The following is a 13,853-nucleotide window of genomic DNA, read 5'->3' as shown; positions in this document are numbered from 1 at the left end:
CCAACCATTGCACGTCCACTGAAAACAGAACCAGAAACAACTCTCACCTCACCTTGTCCAACTTTACCAGAAGTAACTTCACCTAAGTGAGCACCTGGAACAGTTTTAACAAGTGTTGGGTTTACAGATGCTGGACCTGCAATTGAGATAATTCTTTCTGTTGATAGTTCACCAGTTGCAAATAATTTACCAATAGCAATTACGTCTTGGTAGTTAATTGACCATACAGTCTTATTTGCACTTACAGGATCAATAAAGTGAATGTGAGTTCCTGCGTTTCCTGCTGGGTGAACACCTGCGAATTCTTTTGTTTCAACTTTAGTCGTTGAAGGCGTTGGAATATTTGCACCAGCTGCCTTACAAACGAAAGTTCTTCCGTCAGTCAGCTTTGAGATTACCTCAACACCGTTTACGAAATCTTCGCTTGCTTCAGCAATTACTACTGCTGGATCAGCTGCAAGTGGATTTGTATCCATTGCTGTTACGAAAATCGAATGTGGCTCAGAAGCTAAAGCTGGTGCTTTAGAAAATGGCCTTGTCCTGAAAGTAGGCCATAGACCTGATTCAACTAGAAGTGCTTGAACATCTTCTTTTGCTAAATCTTTTACTCCCGTCCCTTTGTAGTTTTCAAATGTAACTTGCTCGTTACCTGAAACTTCAATTACTAAAGTTTCAAACGCTCTTCTTGCACCACGGTTAATTTCAATAACCTTTCCGCTGATAGGTGCTGTATAAAGAACACCCTCAACTTTCTTACAAGAAAATAACGCCTGACCTTTTTTAACTTCGTCACCTACTTGAACAAGCATAGTTGGCTTCATTCCAACATAGTCTGGCCCAGTAAGCGCGACTTTAGTCACTTGAGGTCCTACCTCAATTTTTTGTGATGGCTTCCCACTGATAGGAAGATCCAATCCTCTCTTAATGTGAATCATAGCGACAAATCCCGTTATCTTGGTTTGTTAACAATAAAATATTTATGAAATTATTAGTTTTTTAACAGAAATACATAAAGTTGTAACCCTAATTTTAACTAATCACGTACTCGATTAAGAGACCATAACGCGTTAAAACAAAGGCTATTTAGTCGACAATTATCGACCACAACATTTCTTGAATTTCTTACCTGAGCCGCAAGGACATGGGTCATTGCGTCCAACCTTGGCGCCATCTCTCTTTACCTGCGCTACGATTGGCTCACCGTCAACAAAGAACCAGTCTCCATCAACTTTAACAAATTCAGAACGTTCATAATGCACATGGTCTTGTCCGCCTAGGCCAAAAGTTGCCTTAAACTCAACCATTCCCCAGTCGTCCCTCTCTGTCCCCTCTGCAGTGTCAACGATCTCAAGACCCTTCCACTCAGATTGCGATGACCACGCCTTGATTTCATTTACATCCATATCCTCTCTATGATCTGGGTGTGTTGAATCAACGATGAAATCAATATTGCCGATTGTATAAGCAAAGTAACGTGCACTCATAAGTTGAGCTGCAGTTTGGGCCTTGGCCTCACCTTTAACAATTGCTTCACATGTCTTTGTATCAAGACCAGAATTACTCATAATAAACTCCATTTAATATCGATATAATAAGTCGGTAAAATTTGTGTTTGTTTCATCAAAATATACCTTGCTTTCTAGTAGTCGACTAGAAATAAATGTAAAATGCTCTCTTAGCATTTTCTGGTATTTTGTACGACTTCTGCGAATGGCATATTCGTCTTTAAACTCAAGATCTTCAATCTGACGATCCAACTCTTTATCTGTTGGAACTGTTAGATAAAAATACTTTAATTTGGAAGCTAGAATTGGCAAACAGTACTCTAGCTCTTCATCTGTGAGGTATTGAAAAACGCTTGTGCAAACACCAAGATCAAATGACTTCTTAGTGTTTTCATTCTTTCGACACCAACTAACAATATCTGTTTTTTCTAACTTAAATTTCGTTGATTCGATCTTATTGATTTCGCGATCTTTAACAATTTTGTAAGCGTGCTCACTTGGCTCAATACCATGGGCCTTATAGGGCTTAAATTCCTCTAAAAGTGCCTCAAATAAGTGACCAAGGCCAAAACCTAAGTCAATGATTGAGCTGATATCAATATACTCTAAACCAAATAAATTTTTAATATAGCCAACGTGTTGTTCCACATTACCTATTCCATCCATTTGATCAGCTTCCTCGTAATTGACGTCCCAATAGTCTTTCGAGAACCCTTGTGATCCTTTTTCTTTCATGTTGATTTAACCTTTAATGTCTTTCCAATTAAGTATGCATTCGAAATAAATCGGTAGATACCCACCGAGAAAATTGCCCCCCAAAGGAGCAAGAAGGATTGATTCAAATAGCTTAAGTAGGCGAGAGGAAGAAAGCATGTAAAGAAGGCGATCACCATATGGCGCCCTAAGAAATCGAAACGATTGATACCAAAGACAAGGCCATCGTAGACATAGGCAATCGACACCGGAATCTGGGCAATAGCAAGGAAGTAAATAATCCCTTTTATCGTTTCATGAATGCTTTCATCATAAGTAAAAAGTGAGATCAGAGGACCGTTAGCAAAGGTGAAGATCAAACAAAAGATAATCCCGATAGCTCCCCCCATAACAAGAAGTTTATGGAAGATATCTTTTAACTGCTCATGGCCTTCATTTTTAAAGAGTGTTCCTCCAATAATATTGCCAGAGGTGGCCACGCCATCTGTAAAGAAGGAAGCAAATAGCCAAAGATTTAATATAATTTGATGGGCCGCAAGAGCTTTTAAAGAAATGGAGCTTGCTACTTTTGTGGCCAAGAAAAAACTTAGTGTTAAGAAGGCCGAACGCATGAAAACATTGATCGAGCTTTTCCCCATATGAAAAGCATCGGCCAGGATAATTTTTTGCGATAAGAAAAGATGGCGAACCTTTTCATGTGTAAGTATGTAGTAGAGACTGATAAAGAAGCCAGTTGCATTAGCAATAATTGTTGCAGCTGCAACACTTGAAAGACCCATATTGAGTTGGTAGAGCCCAAGGTAAGACAAGACAATATTTACCGAAGTGGCCACACCAATAATGCCTAAGACAATATTTACCTTTGCCATTCCTCTAAGAACAGATAAGGCCGACATGAATAATAAAATAAAAACATGTCCATATAGTCTCGTTAAGAAATACTCATCACATAAAGAGTAAAGTTCTTTCGTTACACTTAAGAAGTCATAAACAAAGTGACGTGCCGGAACAAAAATCAAAACCAGCAAGAGTCCAATGGAGAAAGCAATTAAAAATGTTACCTTAATAAGTGAGACAACATTTTCATACTCCCCCTTGGCAAGCTTTTGCGAGATCGCTTGAATAGGCGCATGTACTAAGAAGTTAAACATCCAAGTGATGGATGACATAATAGAAACGCCGATGGCCATAGCGGCCAGCATATTCGTATCAAAATTTCCAACAAGAGCTGTATCGACGATTGAACTTAGTGGCTCGAGCATCGATGCGAGGATGGAAGGAATAGAAAGGGCCCAAAGGCCCTTATATGTTAACCAATTACGGTCCAAAATTTCTTCTTTAAAATTTCTTAGTATTTAGTTACTGCAGAAAAGATTGCAACAAAGATTAGTGCAAGGATTAAACCTAGACCTGCAAGGCGATTTGCTTTCATGCGTTTTGCAAGAATTGGCCCAAGCGCAGAAACGGCAACCCATAGTCCAACCTTAACCTTAACCCATAGAGGCCAACCAGCACCATGACTAACACCGATACGAGCAAGAAGCCCCATACCACCTACGAAAAGTAGGAAACTTGCAATACCAGAAGTAATTTTAAATAGCTTTCTGTTTTGCGCTTCAGTACTTACAAATTGAGGTGCAAAGGCAGCAACCATAAGGACAACCATAAACACGTGAAGTACTTTGTAAAATTCATAACTCATTTCTTTTCTCCATTTCTCTCTTCAAGACTCGTCATTCTATCATTTAATATATTTAAAGTTTTATTTAACTTAGCTAGTTCTCTTTCTAGCATTAAATCTTCTCTATGTAGACTTGATTGCATCCCTTCTACATTTCTTTTTAAGACTTGTACACGTCTTCCGATCGTAAGAAATTGGCGCCCAAGCATGACATTAGCAAAAATTGCGGTATAAGTGGCAAATAGCCCCGTTCCAAAGATCATTAGAACAATTGCAATAACCCTTCCCCATAGTGTTACAGGAGTAATATCTCCGTAACCAACAGTGGTTATTGTGGTAAAGGCCCACCAAATAGCATCTCCAAGCTCAATAACTTTTGGATTGTGCCCTTTTTCAAGGTGTAAGAAGACGAAGGCGAAGATAACAACACCGAGGTTGCCGATGATTGTAATAAACCAAAAAGCAACGGTTTTGAATAAATAGATAAAGCGTTCAACAAATACGCGAAAGCCGGAGCGCAAAACTAACCTCTTCTACAAAATTTTAATTTACTATATAATATTTAATATGAGCTATTTTGGAAACAGCAATAAAGGAGAAAAGATCTTTCGCGGTGCATACAACTACTCCCGCAAGGATAATCTCTATGCTGAAGAAACATTTGAAGTCTACCGCAGGCCAAAACTCCACCAAATCTACTTTGAAGGAGAAATGCTGGCACGTGTAATGACCGGAGAGCTCTTAAAAATCAATGTCGCCTACACTGTTGATAAGGAATACACCCCAGTCAAAGTGCAAATCATTAAAAGTCTTGGAGAACAGATCTCTAAAGAAATTTTCTTATTTGATCATTCGACGAGTGAGCTCAAGTATCAATTTGAATGCGATGGTGAAGTTAATCAAGAATCCATCACGACTTCTCCAAAATTCTATGTCACCACTCCATTAAGCTGTTGCAGTATGCTCTTTCTTTGGTCAAAGAAATTTGACTCGGTTGGAAAGAACTACTACTCATTCTTTTCTTCAAATAATCAGTGGAAGTATGAAGGCCCTATTATCAATAATAATATCGTTGTTGAAAGAGCAGCGCAAACTTCTGAGTCAATCAAGATAGCAGGCGCAACAGTAACGGCCGTTCAGTATAAGTTATTTGAAAAGCTGGACTCAGAAGATAATAAAGACATGAAAGTAGATCCAGAGTTCCTAAGTATCTGGCTATCTCAACACCAAACCATTCCCTATATTATAAAAGATAAGCAAGGGACGAATATTTCGATTAAATATCTCAACAACCTCGATCGAACTTAACGATGAAAAGGCTTTGGATATCAACATTTATGTTAATTTTGATATCTTCTTGTGCTGGAAATATTTGGGTTGAAAGTACCAGACCTGACAGTAACGCCATAAATAGTGTCTTATCAAAAGATTATGGAGAGAATTCAAGTCTTGATTTAAAACTTAACCAATTAGATAAAGTCGAGTTCTCGCAAAACTTTAGGCCATGCTGTGCTTTTGGGACAAATTTTAAAATCAAACTTTTATCCATTCCAATCCCTTTTTTTAAAGAACGAAACACTGTCAACTACCAATCACTTGGAACACATATATACAATATTAATAATTTCTCAAAAGAAGAGATGGCCTCAATTGGCAAAAGAAATCCAGAAGTTAATGGGCTTATTTATACGAAAAGAGGTGGCCTAATTGATACTGCTCACATCAGGGATACAGCGGATATCACATTAACCCTTTTCTATAAGATTTATCCCAAATTAGGTACTGACTTTAAAATTGAATTACCCGAAGAAATTGGTAAGCGAGTAATTATTTTCAAAGCATTTGATACTAGAAAATTACAAGGTAAAGAGAAGATTTATTTTACATCGGCACTTGCTTCAAAGCTTGCATATGAAATGGCCATTTCTCATGAATTTGCTCAATGGCATGGCTACAGAAATGTCTCAATATTTTCAGAGGAACCATCTGCTTATTCTCCAGAGGATCTCTATTCAAATATTCTTGGCGCCAAGATCGCTTCGGCCTTAATCAACGAGCACCTTACCTTTTCCAGTATACAATACAATTTGAATATGACTTCCTGGCTTAAGGAGTCGTTAAAAGAGTTAGAACCAGTCGATAAAGATGAAACGCAAAGGCTTCTTATGACAACCAACAAAGTGTGGTGGGATATCGATATTAGATTGCCAGAGAAATTCATGTTGAAAAAAAGAGACTACGGCCTATCAATGAAGCTGGCACCTCTTGAGATTGCGGCCTCCCCTCTTAAAAATCCAGTTGTGCTTGAAATGAAAAGCTTTTTTAAGAGTTACAATTTAGACGAGATTGCAGTCATTCAATTTGAAATCGATTCATCATATGAAAAGACATTTAAGCACGTTCCAAAACACCTTTGGAATAAGAAACTCACAATTAAAGATTTTAGAAAGATCGCTCAATACGATAAAGAATTTGACGAAAACTACCTTAAGAATAATTAACTTCAAAAAACGTATAAGATAGCTATATGAAGAATTATATTTTTATATTTAACCTTTCTTTACTCTTAATCGCGACTTCCTGTGCGAAGCTACCTGCTAGTAGAAGTGATATAAGTAAGAAGAATGAAATCCATCTTTCACAGCAACTCTCACCTTTTATGTCAGATGGTTGTTCGAAGTGGCCGGACGGAACGATTTCAAAGCCAGATGCATGGCTTAAGTGTTGCTTTGTCCACGACCAACATTATTGGCTCGGAGGCACAGAGGCCCAGCGCTTTAATGCCGACCAGCAGTTGAAAGCATGTGTAAAAGAAGAGTTCACTGATTGGATGTCGATTGTCATGTACCTTGGGGTTAGAATTGGCGGTGGCCCTCAGTACCAAACATCTTATCGTTGGGGCTATGGATGGAGTTATGACAGAGGTTATATCCCCCTAACCCAAGAAGAGATCGACTATGCCAAGACAGTCGCTCCAAAAGAGTTTGATGATATTAGAAAGTATATAAGGAAGACAAATTAATGAGGATCATATTCTACCTACTTATTCTTCTTAGTCCCTTATCAACTTTTGCCCAAGAAATGCCGGTCAATAAAGTTAGTGAGGAAAAACCTCGCTACTTTCCAATTTGGGGAGAAGAAGCAAAGAAGCGAGGCTACACTCTACCTCGTCCTTATGGGGTTAATGTTTCTAGAATAGAACATGATGAAAAATTTGGTGTTGATAAGGCAACTTTAAATGGTGAAGACCTATTTGCAGCACTTCCTGTTACTGGTGATGTGAAAGTCGATACTGAAACAAAAATCAATATGATTCGAACTGATTTTTGGCTACTCCCTTTCTTTAATCTATACCTTGGCCTAGGTCAGATTCACTCCAATGTTCAACTTGAATTTAAAACCCAGCTCCCAATTGTCGGTGCCCAACAACATAAGATACCTTTTAAAGCAAAAGGTACTGTCGCAAATCTTGGAGGAGTCTTAGTTGCTGGCTACAATAACTGGTTTGCCATGACTAATTTCAACTTAACTGACGTTATCATTGAAGATGAATTAGATGTAAATCTCTATAGTATCGCTTTTCGAGGCGGATACAATGCAGGGAAACTTCAAATCTTTACAGGGGCCATGTATATAGACAGCAATATTCAAATTACCGGCTCACGCCAAGATATAATTCTTAACGTAAGCCTTTCATCTAGTGGATGGCACGGACTTGCGGGCCTTAACTATGAAATAAATCGCGAATTTGGTTTGACCACAGAATTAAGCTTCGGTGATCGTTATATGTACCTACTCGAGTTTGGTTACCGATTTTAATCCAACGTATTCACAAAATCCTTAGAAGCTTCAAGTGCTTCTTTAAAATTCGTACGGTGAATTTGATATGGCTCCATCTGTTTTGTAAGCTTTGCCATTGTCGAGTTCTTCCACTTTTTTACACGTGAGTCGATAACAACGACCGCACCTGCATCAGTTTCAGTTCTTAACAGCCTTCCAAGTTTTTGATGTAGGTTTCTTGTTCTATGGGCAAGATAGTAATCTTCAAACTCGTTACCAATATTTGTTTCATAGTACTCACGGCGAAGACGAATAACCTGCTCCATTGAAAGGTCTGGAATTTTATCAATAAAGACAAATCTTAAGGCATCACCAGGAACATCAATCCCCTCACCAAAAGACTCCATTCCAATTAGGATTCCGTTTCCACTCTCTTTAAATTCTTCAACAACATTGGCCCCCATACCTTGAACAAAAACGGGAAGCTTGCCTTCAAATTTATCAAGCATATATTCCACGGCCTTCTCAAAGCGAGCACGAGCAGAGAATAAGAGTAAAGTTCTTCCATCGATATCTTCAATAAAAGGAGTTAGGCGATCACAAATTGTTTTCACAAAGTCCTTATCATAAAGAGATGGTGTATCATCGCATAAGAAAACTTTTGTACGGTTCTTATAATCATATACTGAAGGTAGATAGAGCCCTGTTCTAAAGCGCCTCTCAGGTTCACTATAAAGATAACCTGTCGACCACTCCATCCCGCGACTTCCTTGATCCCCATGCTCATTTCCTAGCGTTGCAGAAGTGTAAACAACCGATGAAGAAGTTTGTAGTAGTTGGTCATGTAAGATGCGTCCAGTATTGATTGGCCCTGCACTTAGTAGGAATCCTTGCTGCTCATGATACTTCATTGAAAGAGAATGAGGCTGAGAAGAACTTTCAATCTTTAATAAGACCGCAAGAGCATTCATCACATCTTCAAGTTGCCCCACAAATGCTTCAAAACGAGTCCAAGCCGTAATTTCACCTTGGCCTTGCATATCGCTCACCTGCCAGCGAATCGTATATGGGTATAATCTTTCATAAACTGATTTAAGAAGATAGAAAATACTCTCCAGATGGTGGAAGACACTTAGGCGAAGGGCTTCCTTTTCTGTTGGCATAATCATTGGAAGCTCATTCCAAAACTTGTCAGTATAGCGAGGCATCTTTTTAAAGATCATTTCAAACTTCTCAGGAAGCTCAAATAAGTGATCCCTAAGCATTGAGGCCGTATCAATTGATAACATTCGAAGAGATGAGATCTCTTCTTCTTGATTCTCTTCAATCAATGTATTGATTAGGTAGAAAAGAGAACCTAAACCTTGTAGATTTTGAAATTGCTTGTGAAGACTTTCAAGATCACTCTGTGCCACCTCTGCAGAGAATGCCTTAGTCGCCTCACCTTCGATTTTATGGGCCTCATCCACCACAACGTAAGCAGGTCTAGGAAAAGACTTTGTCCAAGAAAACATCAGAGCATGATTTCCGATAATGATATCTGCCTCCTTAGCATCTCGAAGTCCACGAATATAAGTACAATTGGCATAGAATGGACACTGCTTACTTGAGCAAGCACGGTAATCAACGGCCAAATCTTTTTGAGCTTGTGAAAAGTTTTCAAGCTTCATACGAAGAACAAATGGTAGATCATCTTTTGAGATCATATGCTCTAGCGCACTATTTGAGTTGTGATAAAAAAGAGATTCAAAATAGATATCTGCAAATTTATCTTTTAAGTCATTACTTTGAGAAAAAAGGTCCTCTTCATTTTGTCTTTGGGTAAAAAGAAGTTCACAAAAGTGATTGCTTGAACCAACAAGTTGTCGAATCTTTAAGTCCTTAGGAGAGACTCCTAAGAGCTTATGAAGAGCAGGAACATCCTTATTCATGGCCTGGGCCTGAAGAGTCTTAGTTCCCGTTGCCACAAGAACTTGCTTTTGTTCACTAAGGGCAAATAAAGCACTTGGCACTAAGTAGCCAAGCGTTTTCCCCGTTCCAGTTGGCGCTTGCACCATGGCGTGAATATGATTCTTGAAAGACTGACCAACTTTAAGGGCCAAGTCTTCTTGAGACTTACGGTAGCGGTAACCATTAAATAGAGTTGAAACCTTATCTTCGTCACTGAAGATATTCTTCACATTCTGGCCATTGAAGGTCATATCAAAATTTTGCTCATACACTTGCTTATCTTCAAGTGTTTTAGGATATGCCCACTCTAAGGCCATCTCAATATGAGCTGCCGGATCGAAATCAATCTGTTCAGATATCTCAAATAATTCTTCTTCATAGAGACATAGGAATCTAAAGAACCAATAGTCCTGAAGTGAGTATTTATGCATTAAAGACATCATGAAGTTATACTTACCAGCATCTTTCTTCGTCATAAGAGCTGCAACAATCACAACTTTTAAGAGGTCAACTGAATCTTGAAACCCTCGGTGCAATTCTTTTTCAGCTAGCCCAAAACCAACAATAAAGTTTTCAAGCTTCAGTGAAGACATATGTGGAAAAAGAAGTGATAAGAAGTAGAGCGAGTCTTGCCAACGATGCCCTTCTCTAAAGTCGAGGGTTTCAAAGTGATGGTCTAAGAAGCCGGCCTCAAAATCTGCATTATGAGCAAGAATGTCATGGCCATCTAACTCAAGAACTTCTCCGATGACATCATCAAGAAGTGGAGCACGCTTTAGCATCTTATTATCAATACCAGTTAACTTCTGGATGAATTTGGAAATTTCAAAACTTGGACGACACAGAGATTCATATTTATGAACGAGTTTTGTCCCTTCAAATTGAAGAAAACCAACATCTATTATTTCATCAACACTACAATCTGCACCCGTTGTTTCAATATCAAGAAGTGCCCATTTGCCTAGTGTGTTATTTTCTGTATTCATCGTATCCATGCTTGTTTACTGCTCCCATTGGCGCTAGGCCTTTATTTAATTTATCATTGTTAAATCGTATTGATAATCACCTTTTTATGTCTTATTCTAAGCTACATATTATTAATATTTTTATTACGTAAGGGTGCGCCATGTCTTCTGCGACATTTTTTCAAATTCAATCATTTCTGATCCTATCTTTAATGATTTATGGAGTAACCCAGAGCAAAAAACGCCAAAAGCACGTAAAGATTATGTCTGCTGCGATGATTTGGGATGTTATCTTAATTCTACAAATTGAATTAAGCCGCAGTGCTATCGATAAAGCAATGGAAGTTTTCCAGTCACAAACAGCACTTAAGATTCACCTATTCTTTGCGGTATCAAGCGTACTTCTTTACATCGCAATGGTTATCTCTGGCCGTATGATTCTAAAAGGTAATTCTAACTTTATTAAGAAGCACCGTTACCTAGGTATCACGACTCTAGCGTTTAGAATTTTAACTTTTATCACAAGCTTCTATGCAGCTTCTAAAGTTGTACTATAAGAAAGAGCGAAAGCAGAAAGCGAGTTATTTATGTTATTTGAACAAGTAAAAACAATCATCGAAGAAAATATCAAAGATTCACAAGTAATGATCTACGACCTAACTGGCGGCGGCGATCACCTAGGTATCACAATCGTTAGTGACGAGTTTAAAGGCAAAATGCTTCTAGCTCAGCACAGAATGGTTATGGATATTTTAAAGCAGAAGTTAAGTGAAGACTTACATGCGGTACAGCTAAAAACTCTAACTGTTGAACAGGCAAAAAATCAGGGACTAATCTAGTCCCTGTTCATATTTTTCAATAAATAAAAATCAAATTGATTATTTCTTAGTGGTGATCATCCATCATTGCATCATCAAAATCTTTACATGCAATTGCAAGAGAAGCCGGAAGAAGGGCCCAGAAACCAACTAAACTAAGTGCTACGAATACTTCTAAACTCATATATTATTCCTTTTATTCTAAATTTCTTTGAAATCTATAGACCATTATAGGTCATTTAAACTTTCCTGACTAGAAAATTCGACTTCTGGCGCCTGGCCCTTGTCGATTTCAACTTCCATAATCCTCTGAAATCTCTTAGAAATCTTTCCAGTCGTTATATTAATATTATTTACATCTTTAGTAACCGTCGCTAAGTGCTTAGTTAGATCGCCCCATCTCTTCTCATAGAGGCCAAAATCAACTCCTAGCTTATTGATCTCTTCGTGAAGAATCGACATATACTTAGAGCGCTCCATATTCATTAGAACTGACTGAACTGTAGTTAATGTGGCCATAAAAGTTGTCGGTGAAGCAATCCAAACATTCTTCTTTTGTGAGTAAGCGATAATATCTTCGTGATAAGCATGAATCTCTGCAAAGATTGCCTCAGCAGGAAGAAATAGAACGGCCTGCTCAGAAGTTTCACCCTTAATAATATACTTAGAAGAAATATCATCAATATGCTTTTTAACGTTCTTCACGAACTCGCGGCGAGCAACAGTCTTTTCCTCTACCGATCCCTCAAACATTCTCTTAAAGTTCTCTAATGGAAATTTCGAGTCCACACAAAGTCTTCCAATTGGCTCAGGCAGATCAAGCATGGCATCCACAAGCTTGTCATTACTTAACTTATACTGAAGCTTGTAGTACTTATCACCTTCTCCAAAGACAGACTTCAGAAGAGAAGTTAGCTGAACCTCTCCAAAAATCCCACGTGATTTCTTATCGGTTAAAACCTCTTGTAGACTTACAACATTCGTTGAAAGAGATTCGATCTTCTTTTGGGCCTCATCAATTTTAGCAAGACGAGCAATAATGCCAGTAAAAGTTTCGTTAGTTTTTTTGAAACCTTCATTTAAGTTTTCTTGAACCTTATTATTGATCTTTTCAAGCTTTTCTTGAATAGCATGATTAGTCTTATCAAATTTCTTTTCAAGGTCTTGCGTTAACTGATCCTTAAAACTAAACATGTCTTTATTAAGAGCACCTTTTGTCTCCATTAGGCGCTCAACCACGATCTCACGAAGATTTGAAAAATTCTCCGCTAGCTGATTATTATTTCTAAAAAGCGTCTCTGTTATATCATCTTTTTGAGAACGGATGAGATTTGTGACTTCATCAAAGTTAACAGTGTGCTCTTTCTTAAAAATTAGAAATAAGAAAGCTAGGATCGCTATTTGTAAAACGATGACAATAATAATTGGAGTCATTAGTTCTTCCCTTCAACTTGTGGCGTAACATATTTTTGGGCCTTTTGCTCTCGCCCTTTTTCTTTAATGAACTGAAGGCCATCAATCCATTTACCTTGAACACGAACACCCCAGTGTAAGTGTGGAGCGCTAGAGCGACCAGTATTACCACTTAAAGCAATGATTTGACCACGCTTTACTGTGTCACCTTGATTAACCTTGAACTTTGACAAGTGGCAATACATTGTTATGACACCAGCTCCGTGATCAATGAAAACAGCATTTCCATTAAAGAAGAGGTCCTTAACAAGAATAACCTTTCCGTCATTAGAAGCCTTTACCGGAGTCGGCCTTCTGGCGCGCATATCAGTTCCTGAGTGCCAGCTATTCTTCTTATTATTGAAGACACGACGATTTCCGTAATAGGCCGTGATTTTAGAGTCGAGAGGCTTAATAAACTCTTTATCCGTTAGTGATTTCTCCAGCTCAGCTGTAGCATAAGCGTCTTTTTGTAACTTTACTTCTTCCTGCCAGCGTTTGACGGCCTCAGGTGATAAGTCGACATGCTTTTTTGAAACCTTGATATATGATTTCTTATAATCAAACGGCTTAATTTCAAATGTTGCAATATGGTATTGAACCTCTTGGCCATAGACCTCAGATTTTAAATAGCAATGAACTGAAGTTGGCGCATTCGTCTCTTCGCCATCTTTTGTCTCAAAGTACCAATATTTTGGTGCCCACACCGTCTCAAGCGTATTTCCCGTTACATTGTGTCCGAGAGTGTCTTCTCCACAAAGAACGCGAAATTTCTCACCAATACTTGGCAATTCCAAGACAATTTTATTGACCTTACCAGGATGGGCAACTCGCTGTTCAACTTCGTATGTCCCAAGCTGTGGTAGTGGCCTGATTCCAGCACATGAATAGATAAATAGAATAAAGAAAAGTGGTAATAGCTTTGTGTGTTGTCTCATAAGAAAATTATGGCAAAGAAGTCACGTTTTTTAAAGGCCTATTGCTTTAA

General features: G+C 38.3%; 15 protein-coding genes. 6 read left to right on the top strand and 9 right to left on the bottom strand.

Annotated elements, in window-relative coordinates:
• The 6 genes from nqrA to ABMA79_RS03280 all read right to left on the bottom strand — a co-directional run.
• A partial coding sequence (gene nqrA, locus ABMA79_RS03305; protein WP_393090293.1) for an NADH:ubiquinone reductase (Na(+)-transporting) subunit A occupies positions 1 to 935 on the bottom strand: 935 nt, incomplete at its 3' end.
• 159 nt (positions 936 to 1,094) lie between these two features.
• Entirely contained in the window at positions 1,095 to 1,565 is a 471-nt protein-coding gene (locus ABMA79_RS03300; protein ID WP_392907390.1) for a YchJ family protein, read from the bottom strand.
• 12 nt (positions 1,566 to 1,577) lie between these two features.
• On the bottom strand, positions 1,578 to 2,240 hold the full coding sequence (locus tag ABMA79_RS03295) for a class I SAM-dependent methyltransferase (RefSeq protein ID WP_392856361.1): 663 nt from the start codon (positions 2,238 to 2,240) through the stop codon (positions 1,578 to 1,580).
• Entirely contained in the window at positions 2,237 to 3,547 is a 1,311-nt protein-coding gene (locus ABMA79_RS03290) for an MATE family efflux transporter (protein ID WP_393090291.1), read from the bottom strand. Before ABMA79_RS03290 ends, ABMA79_RS03295 begins: the two co-directional genes overlap by 4 nt.
• 20 nt (positions 3,548 to 3,567) lie before the next feature.
• On the bottom strand, positions 3,568 to 3,921 hold the full coding sequence (locus ABMA79_RS03285; RefSeq protein WP_392856366.1) for a SirB2 family protein: 354 nt from the start codon (positions 3,919 to 3,921) through the stop codon (positions 3,568 to 3,570).
• Positions 3,918 to 4,421 (bottom strand): potassium channel family protein, encoded by a 504-nt coding sequence (locus ABMA79_RS03280; protein ID WP_392856367.1) that lies wholly within the window; start codon positions 4,419 to 4,421, stop codon positions 3,918 to 3,920. The genes ABMA79_RS03285 and ABMA79_RS03280 overlap by 4 nt, the downstream gene beginning before the upstream one ends.
• Positions 4,422 to 4,467: 46 nt before the next feature.
• On the opposite strand from ABMA79_RS03280, the gene ABMA79_RS03275 reads away from it, so the two are divergent.
• Genes ABMA79_RS03275 through ABMA79_RS03260 form a run of 4 tightly spaced genes read left to right on the top strand, consistent with a single transcriptional unit; the run spans position 4,468 to position 7,719 of the window.
• Positions 4,468 to 5,208 (top strand): hypothetical protein, encoded by a 741-nt coding sequence (locus ABMA79_RS03275; protein ID WP_393090288.1) that lies wholly within the window; start codon positions 4,468 to 4,470, stop codon positions 5,206 to 5,208.
• A gap of 29 nt (positions 5,209 to 5,237) precedes the next feature.
• Entirely contained in the window at positions 5,238 to 6,401 is a 1,164-nt protein-coding gene (locus ABMA79_RS03270) for a DUF4056 domain-containing protein (RefSeq protein WP_392856372.1), read from the top strand.
• Between the two features lie 26 nt (positions 6,402 to 6,427).
• The gene (locus ABMA79_RS03265; RefSeq protein WP_392856375.1) at positions 6,428 to 6,922 is read left to right on the top strand and encodes a hypothetical protein; all 495 of its coding nucleotides are present in this window, start codon (positions 6,428 to 6,430) and stop codon (positions 6,920 to 6,922) included.
• Complete coding sequence (locus ABMA79_RS03260; RefSeq protein ID WP_392856378.1) at positions 6,922 to 7,719, top strand: hypothetical protein; 798 nt, start codon at positions 6,922 to 6,924, stop codon at positions 7,717 to 7,719. The genes ABMA79_RS03265 and ABMA79_RS03260 overlap by 1 nt, the downstream gene beginning before the upstream one ends.
• Here ABMA79_RS03260 and ABMA79_RS03255 read toward each other — a convergent pair.
• Positions 7,716 to 10,625 (bottom strand): helicase C-terminal domain-containing protein, encoded by a 2,910-nt coding sequence (locus ABMA79_RS03255; protein ID WP_393090285.1) that lies wholly within the window; start codon positions 10,623 to 10,625, stop codon positions 7,716 to 7,718. The two genes, ABMA79_RS03260 and ABMA79_RS03255, sit on opposite strands and share 4 nt — an antisense overlap.
• Positions 10,626 to 10,756: 131 nt before the next feature.
• On the opposite strand from ABMA79_RS03255, the gene ABMA79_RS03250 reads away from it, so the two are divergent.
• Together ABMA79_RS03250 and ABMA79_RS03245 are read left to right on the top strand one after the other, a co-directional pair.
• The gene (locus tag ABMA79_RS03250) at positions 10,757 to 11,152 is read left to right on the top strand and encodes a hypothetical protein (protein ID WP_393090283.1); all 396 of its coding nucleotides are present in this window, start codon (positions 10,757 to 10,759) and stop codon (positions 11,150 to 11,152) included.
• Positions 11,153 to 11,182: 30 nt separating this feature from the next.
• A complete protein-coding gene (locus tag ABMA79_RS03245; RefSeq protein WP_392991396.1) occupies positions 11,183 to 11,434 on the top strand; it encodes a BolA/IbaG family iron-sulfur metabolism protein in 252 nt (83 codons plus the stop codon).
• Between the two features lie 207 nt (positions 11,435 to 11,641).
• On the opposite strand, the gene ABMA79_RS03240 is transcribed toward ABMA79_RS03245, so the two are convergent.
• A complete protein-coding gene (locus ABMA79_RS03240) occupies positions 11,642 to 12,847 on the bottom strand; it encodes a DNA recombination protein RmuC (RefSeq protein ID WP_392856397.1) in 1,206 nt (401 codons plus the stop codon).
• Positions 12,847 to 13,803, bottom strand: a complete 957-nt coding sequence (locus ABMA79_RS03235) for a M23 family metallopeptidase (RefSeq protein WP_392856400.1) — start codon at positions 13,801 to 13,803, stop codon at positions 12,847 to 12,849. Before ABMA79_RS03235 ends, ABMA79_RS03240 begins: the two co-directional genes overlap by 1 nt.
• Between the last annotated feature and the right edge of the window lie 50 nt (positions 13,804 to 13,853).

The sequence above is a fragment of the Halobacteriovorax sp. HFRX-2_2 genome, from assembly GCF_043196705.1.
In the GTDB taxonomy this organism is placed as follows: domain Bacteria; phylum Bdellovibrionota; class Bacteriovoracia; order Bacteriovoracales; family Bacteriovoracaceae; genus Halobacteriovorax_A.
Note: the sequence above shows the minus strand (reverse complement) of the source record. Positions and strands in the feature narration are given on the sequence as shown.

Excerpts from the sequence above, each read along its gene's own strand:
- ABMA79_RS03285 (WP_392856366.1), bottom strand. The coding sequence starts at position 3,921 with ATGAGTTATGAATTTTACAAAGTACTTCACGTGTTTATGGTTGTCCTT.
- ABMA79_RS03275 (WP_393090288.1), top strand. The coding sequence starts at position 4,468 with ATGAGCTATTTTGGAAACAGCAATAAAGGAGAAAAGATCTTTCGCGGT.
- ABMA79_RS03300 (WP_392907390.1), bottom strand. The coding sequence starts at position 1,565 with ATGAGTAATTCTGGTCTTGATACAAAGACATGTGAAGCAATTGTTAAA.
- ABMA79_RS03250 (WP_393090283.1), top strand. The coding sequence starts at position 10,757 with ATGTCTTCTGCGACATTTTTTCAAATTCAATCATTTCTGATCCTATCT.
- ABMA79_RS03240 (WP_392856397.1), bottom strand. The coding sequence starts at position 12,847 with ATGACTCCAATTATTATTGTCATCGTTTTACAAATAGCGATCCTAGCT.
- ABMA79_RS03245 (WP_392991396.1), top strand. The coding sequence starts at position 11,183 with ATGTTATTTGAACAAGTAAAAACAATCATCGAAGAAAATATCAAAGAT.
- ABMA79_RS03270 (WP_392856372.1), top strand. The coding sequence starts at position 5,238 with ATGTTAATTTTGATATCTTCTTGTGCTGGAAATATTTGGGTTGAAAGT.
- ABMA79_RS03235 (WP_392856400.1), bottom strand. The coding sequence starts at position 13,803 with ATGAGACAACACACAAAGCTATTACCACTTTTCTTTATTCTATTTATC.
- ABMA79_RS03295 (WP_392856361.1), bottom strand. The coding sequence starts at position 2,240 with ATGAAAGAAAAAGGATCACAAGGGTTCTCGAAAGACTATTGGGACGTC.
- ABMA79_RS03265 (WP_392856375.1), top strand. The coding sequence starts at position 6,428 with ATGAAGAATTATATTTTTATATTTAACCTTTCTTTACTCTTAATCGCG.
- ABMA79_RS03260 (WP_392856378.1), top strand. The coding sequence starts at position 6,922 with ATGAGGATCATATTCTACCTACTTATTCTTCTTAGTCCCTTATCAACT.
- ABMA79_RS03255 (WP_393090285.1), bottom strand. The coding sequence starts at position 10,625 with ATGGATACGATGAATACAGAAAATAACACACTAGGCAAATGGGCACTT.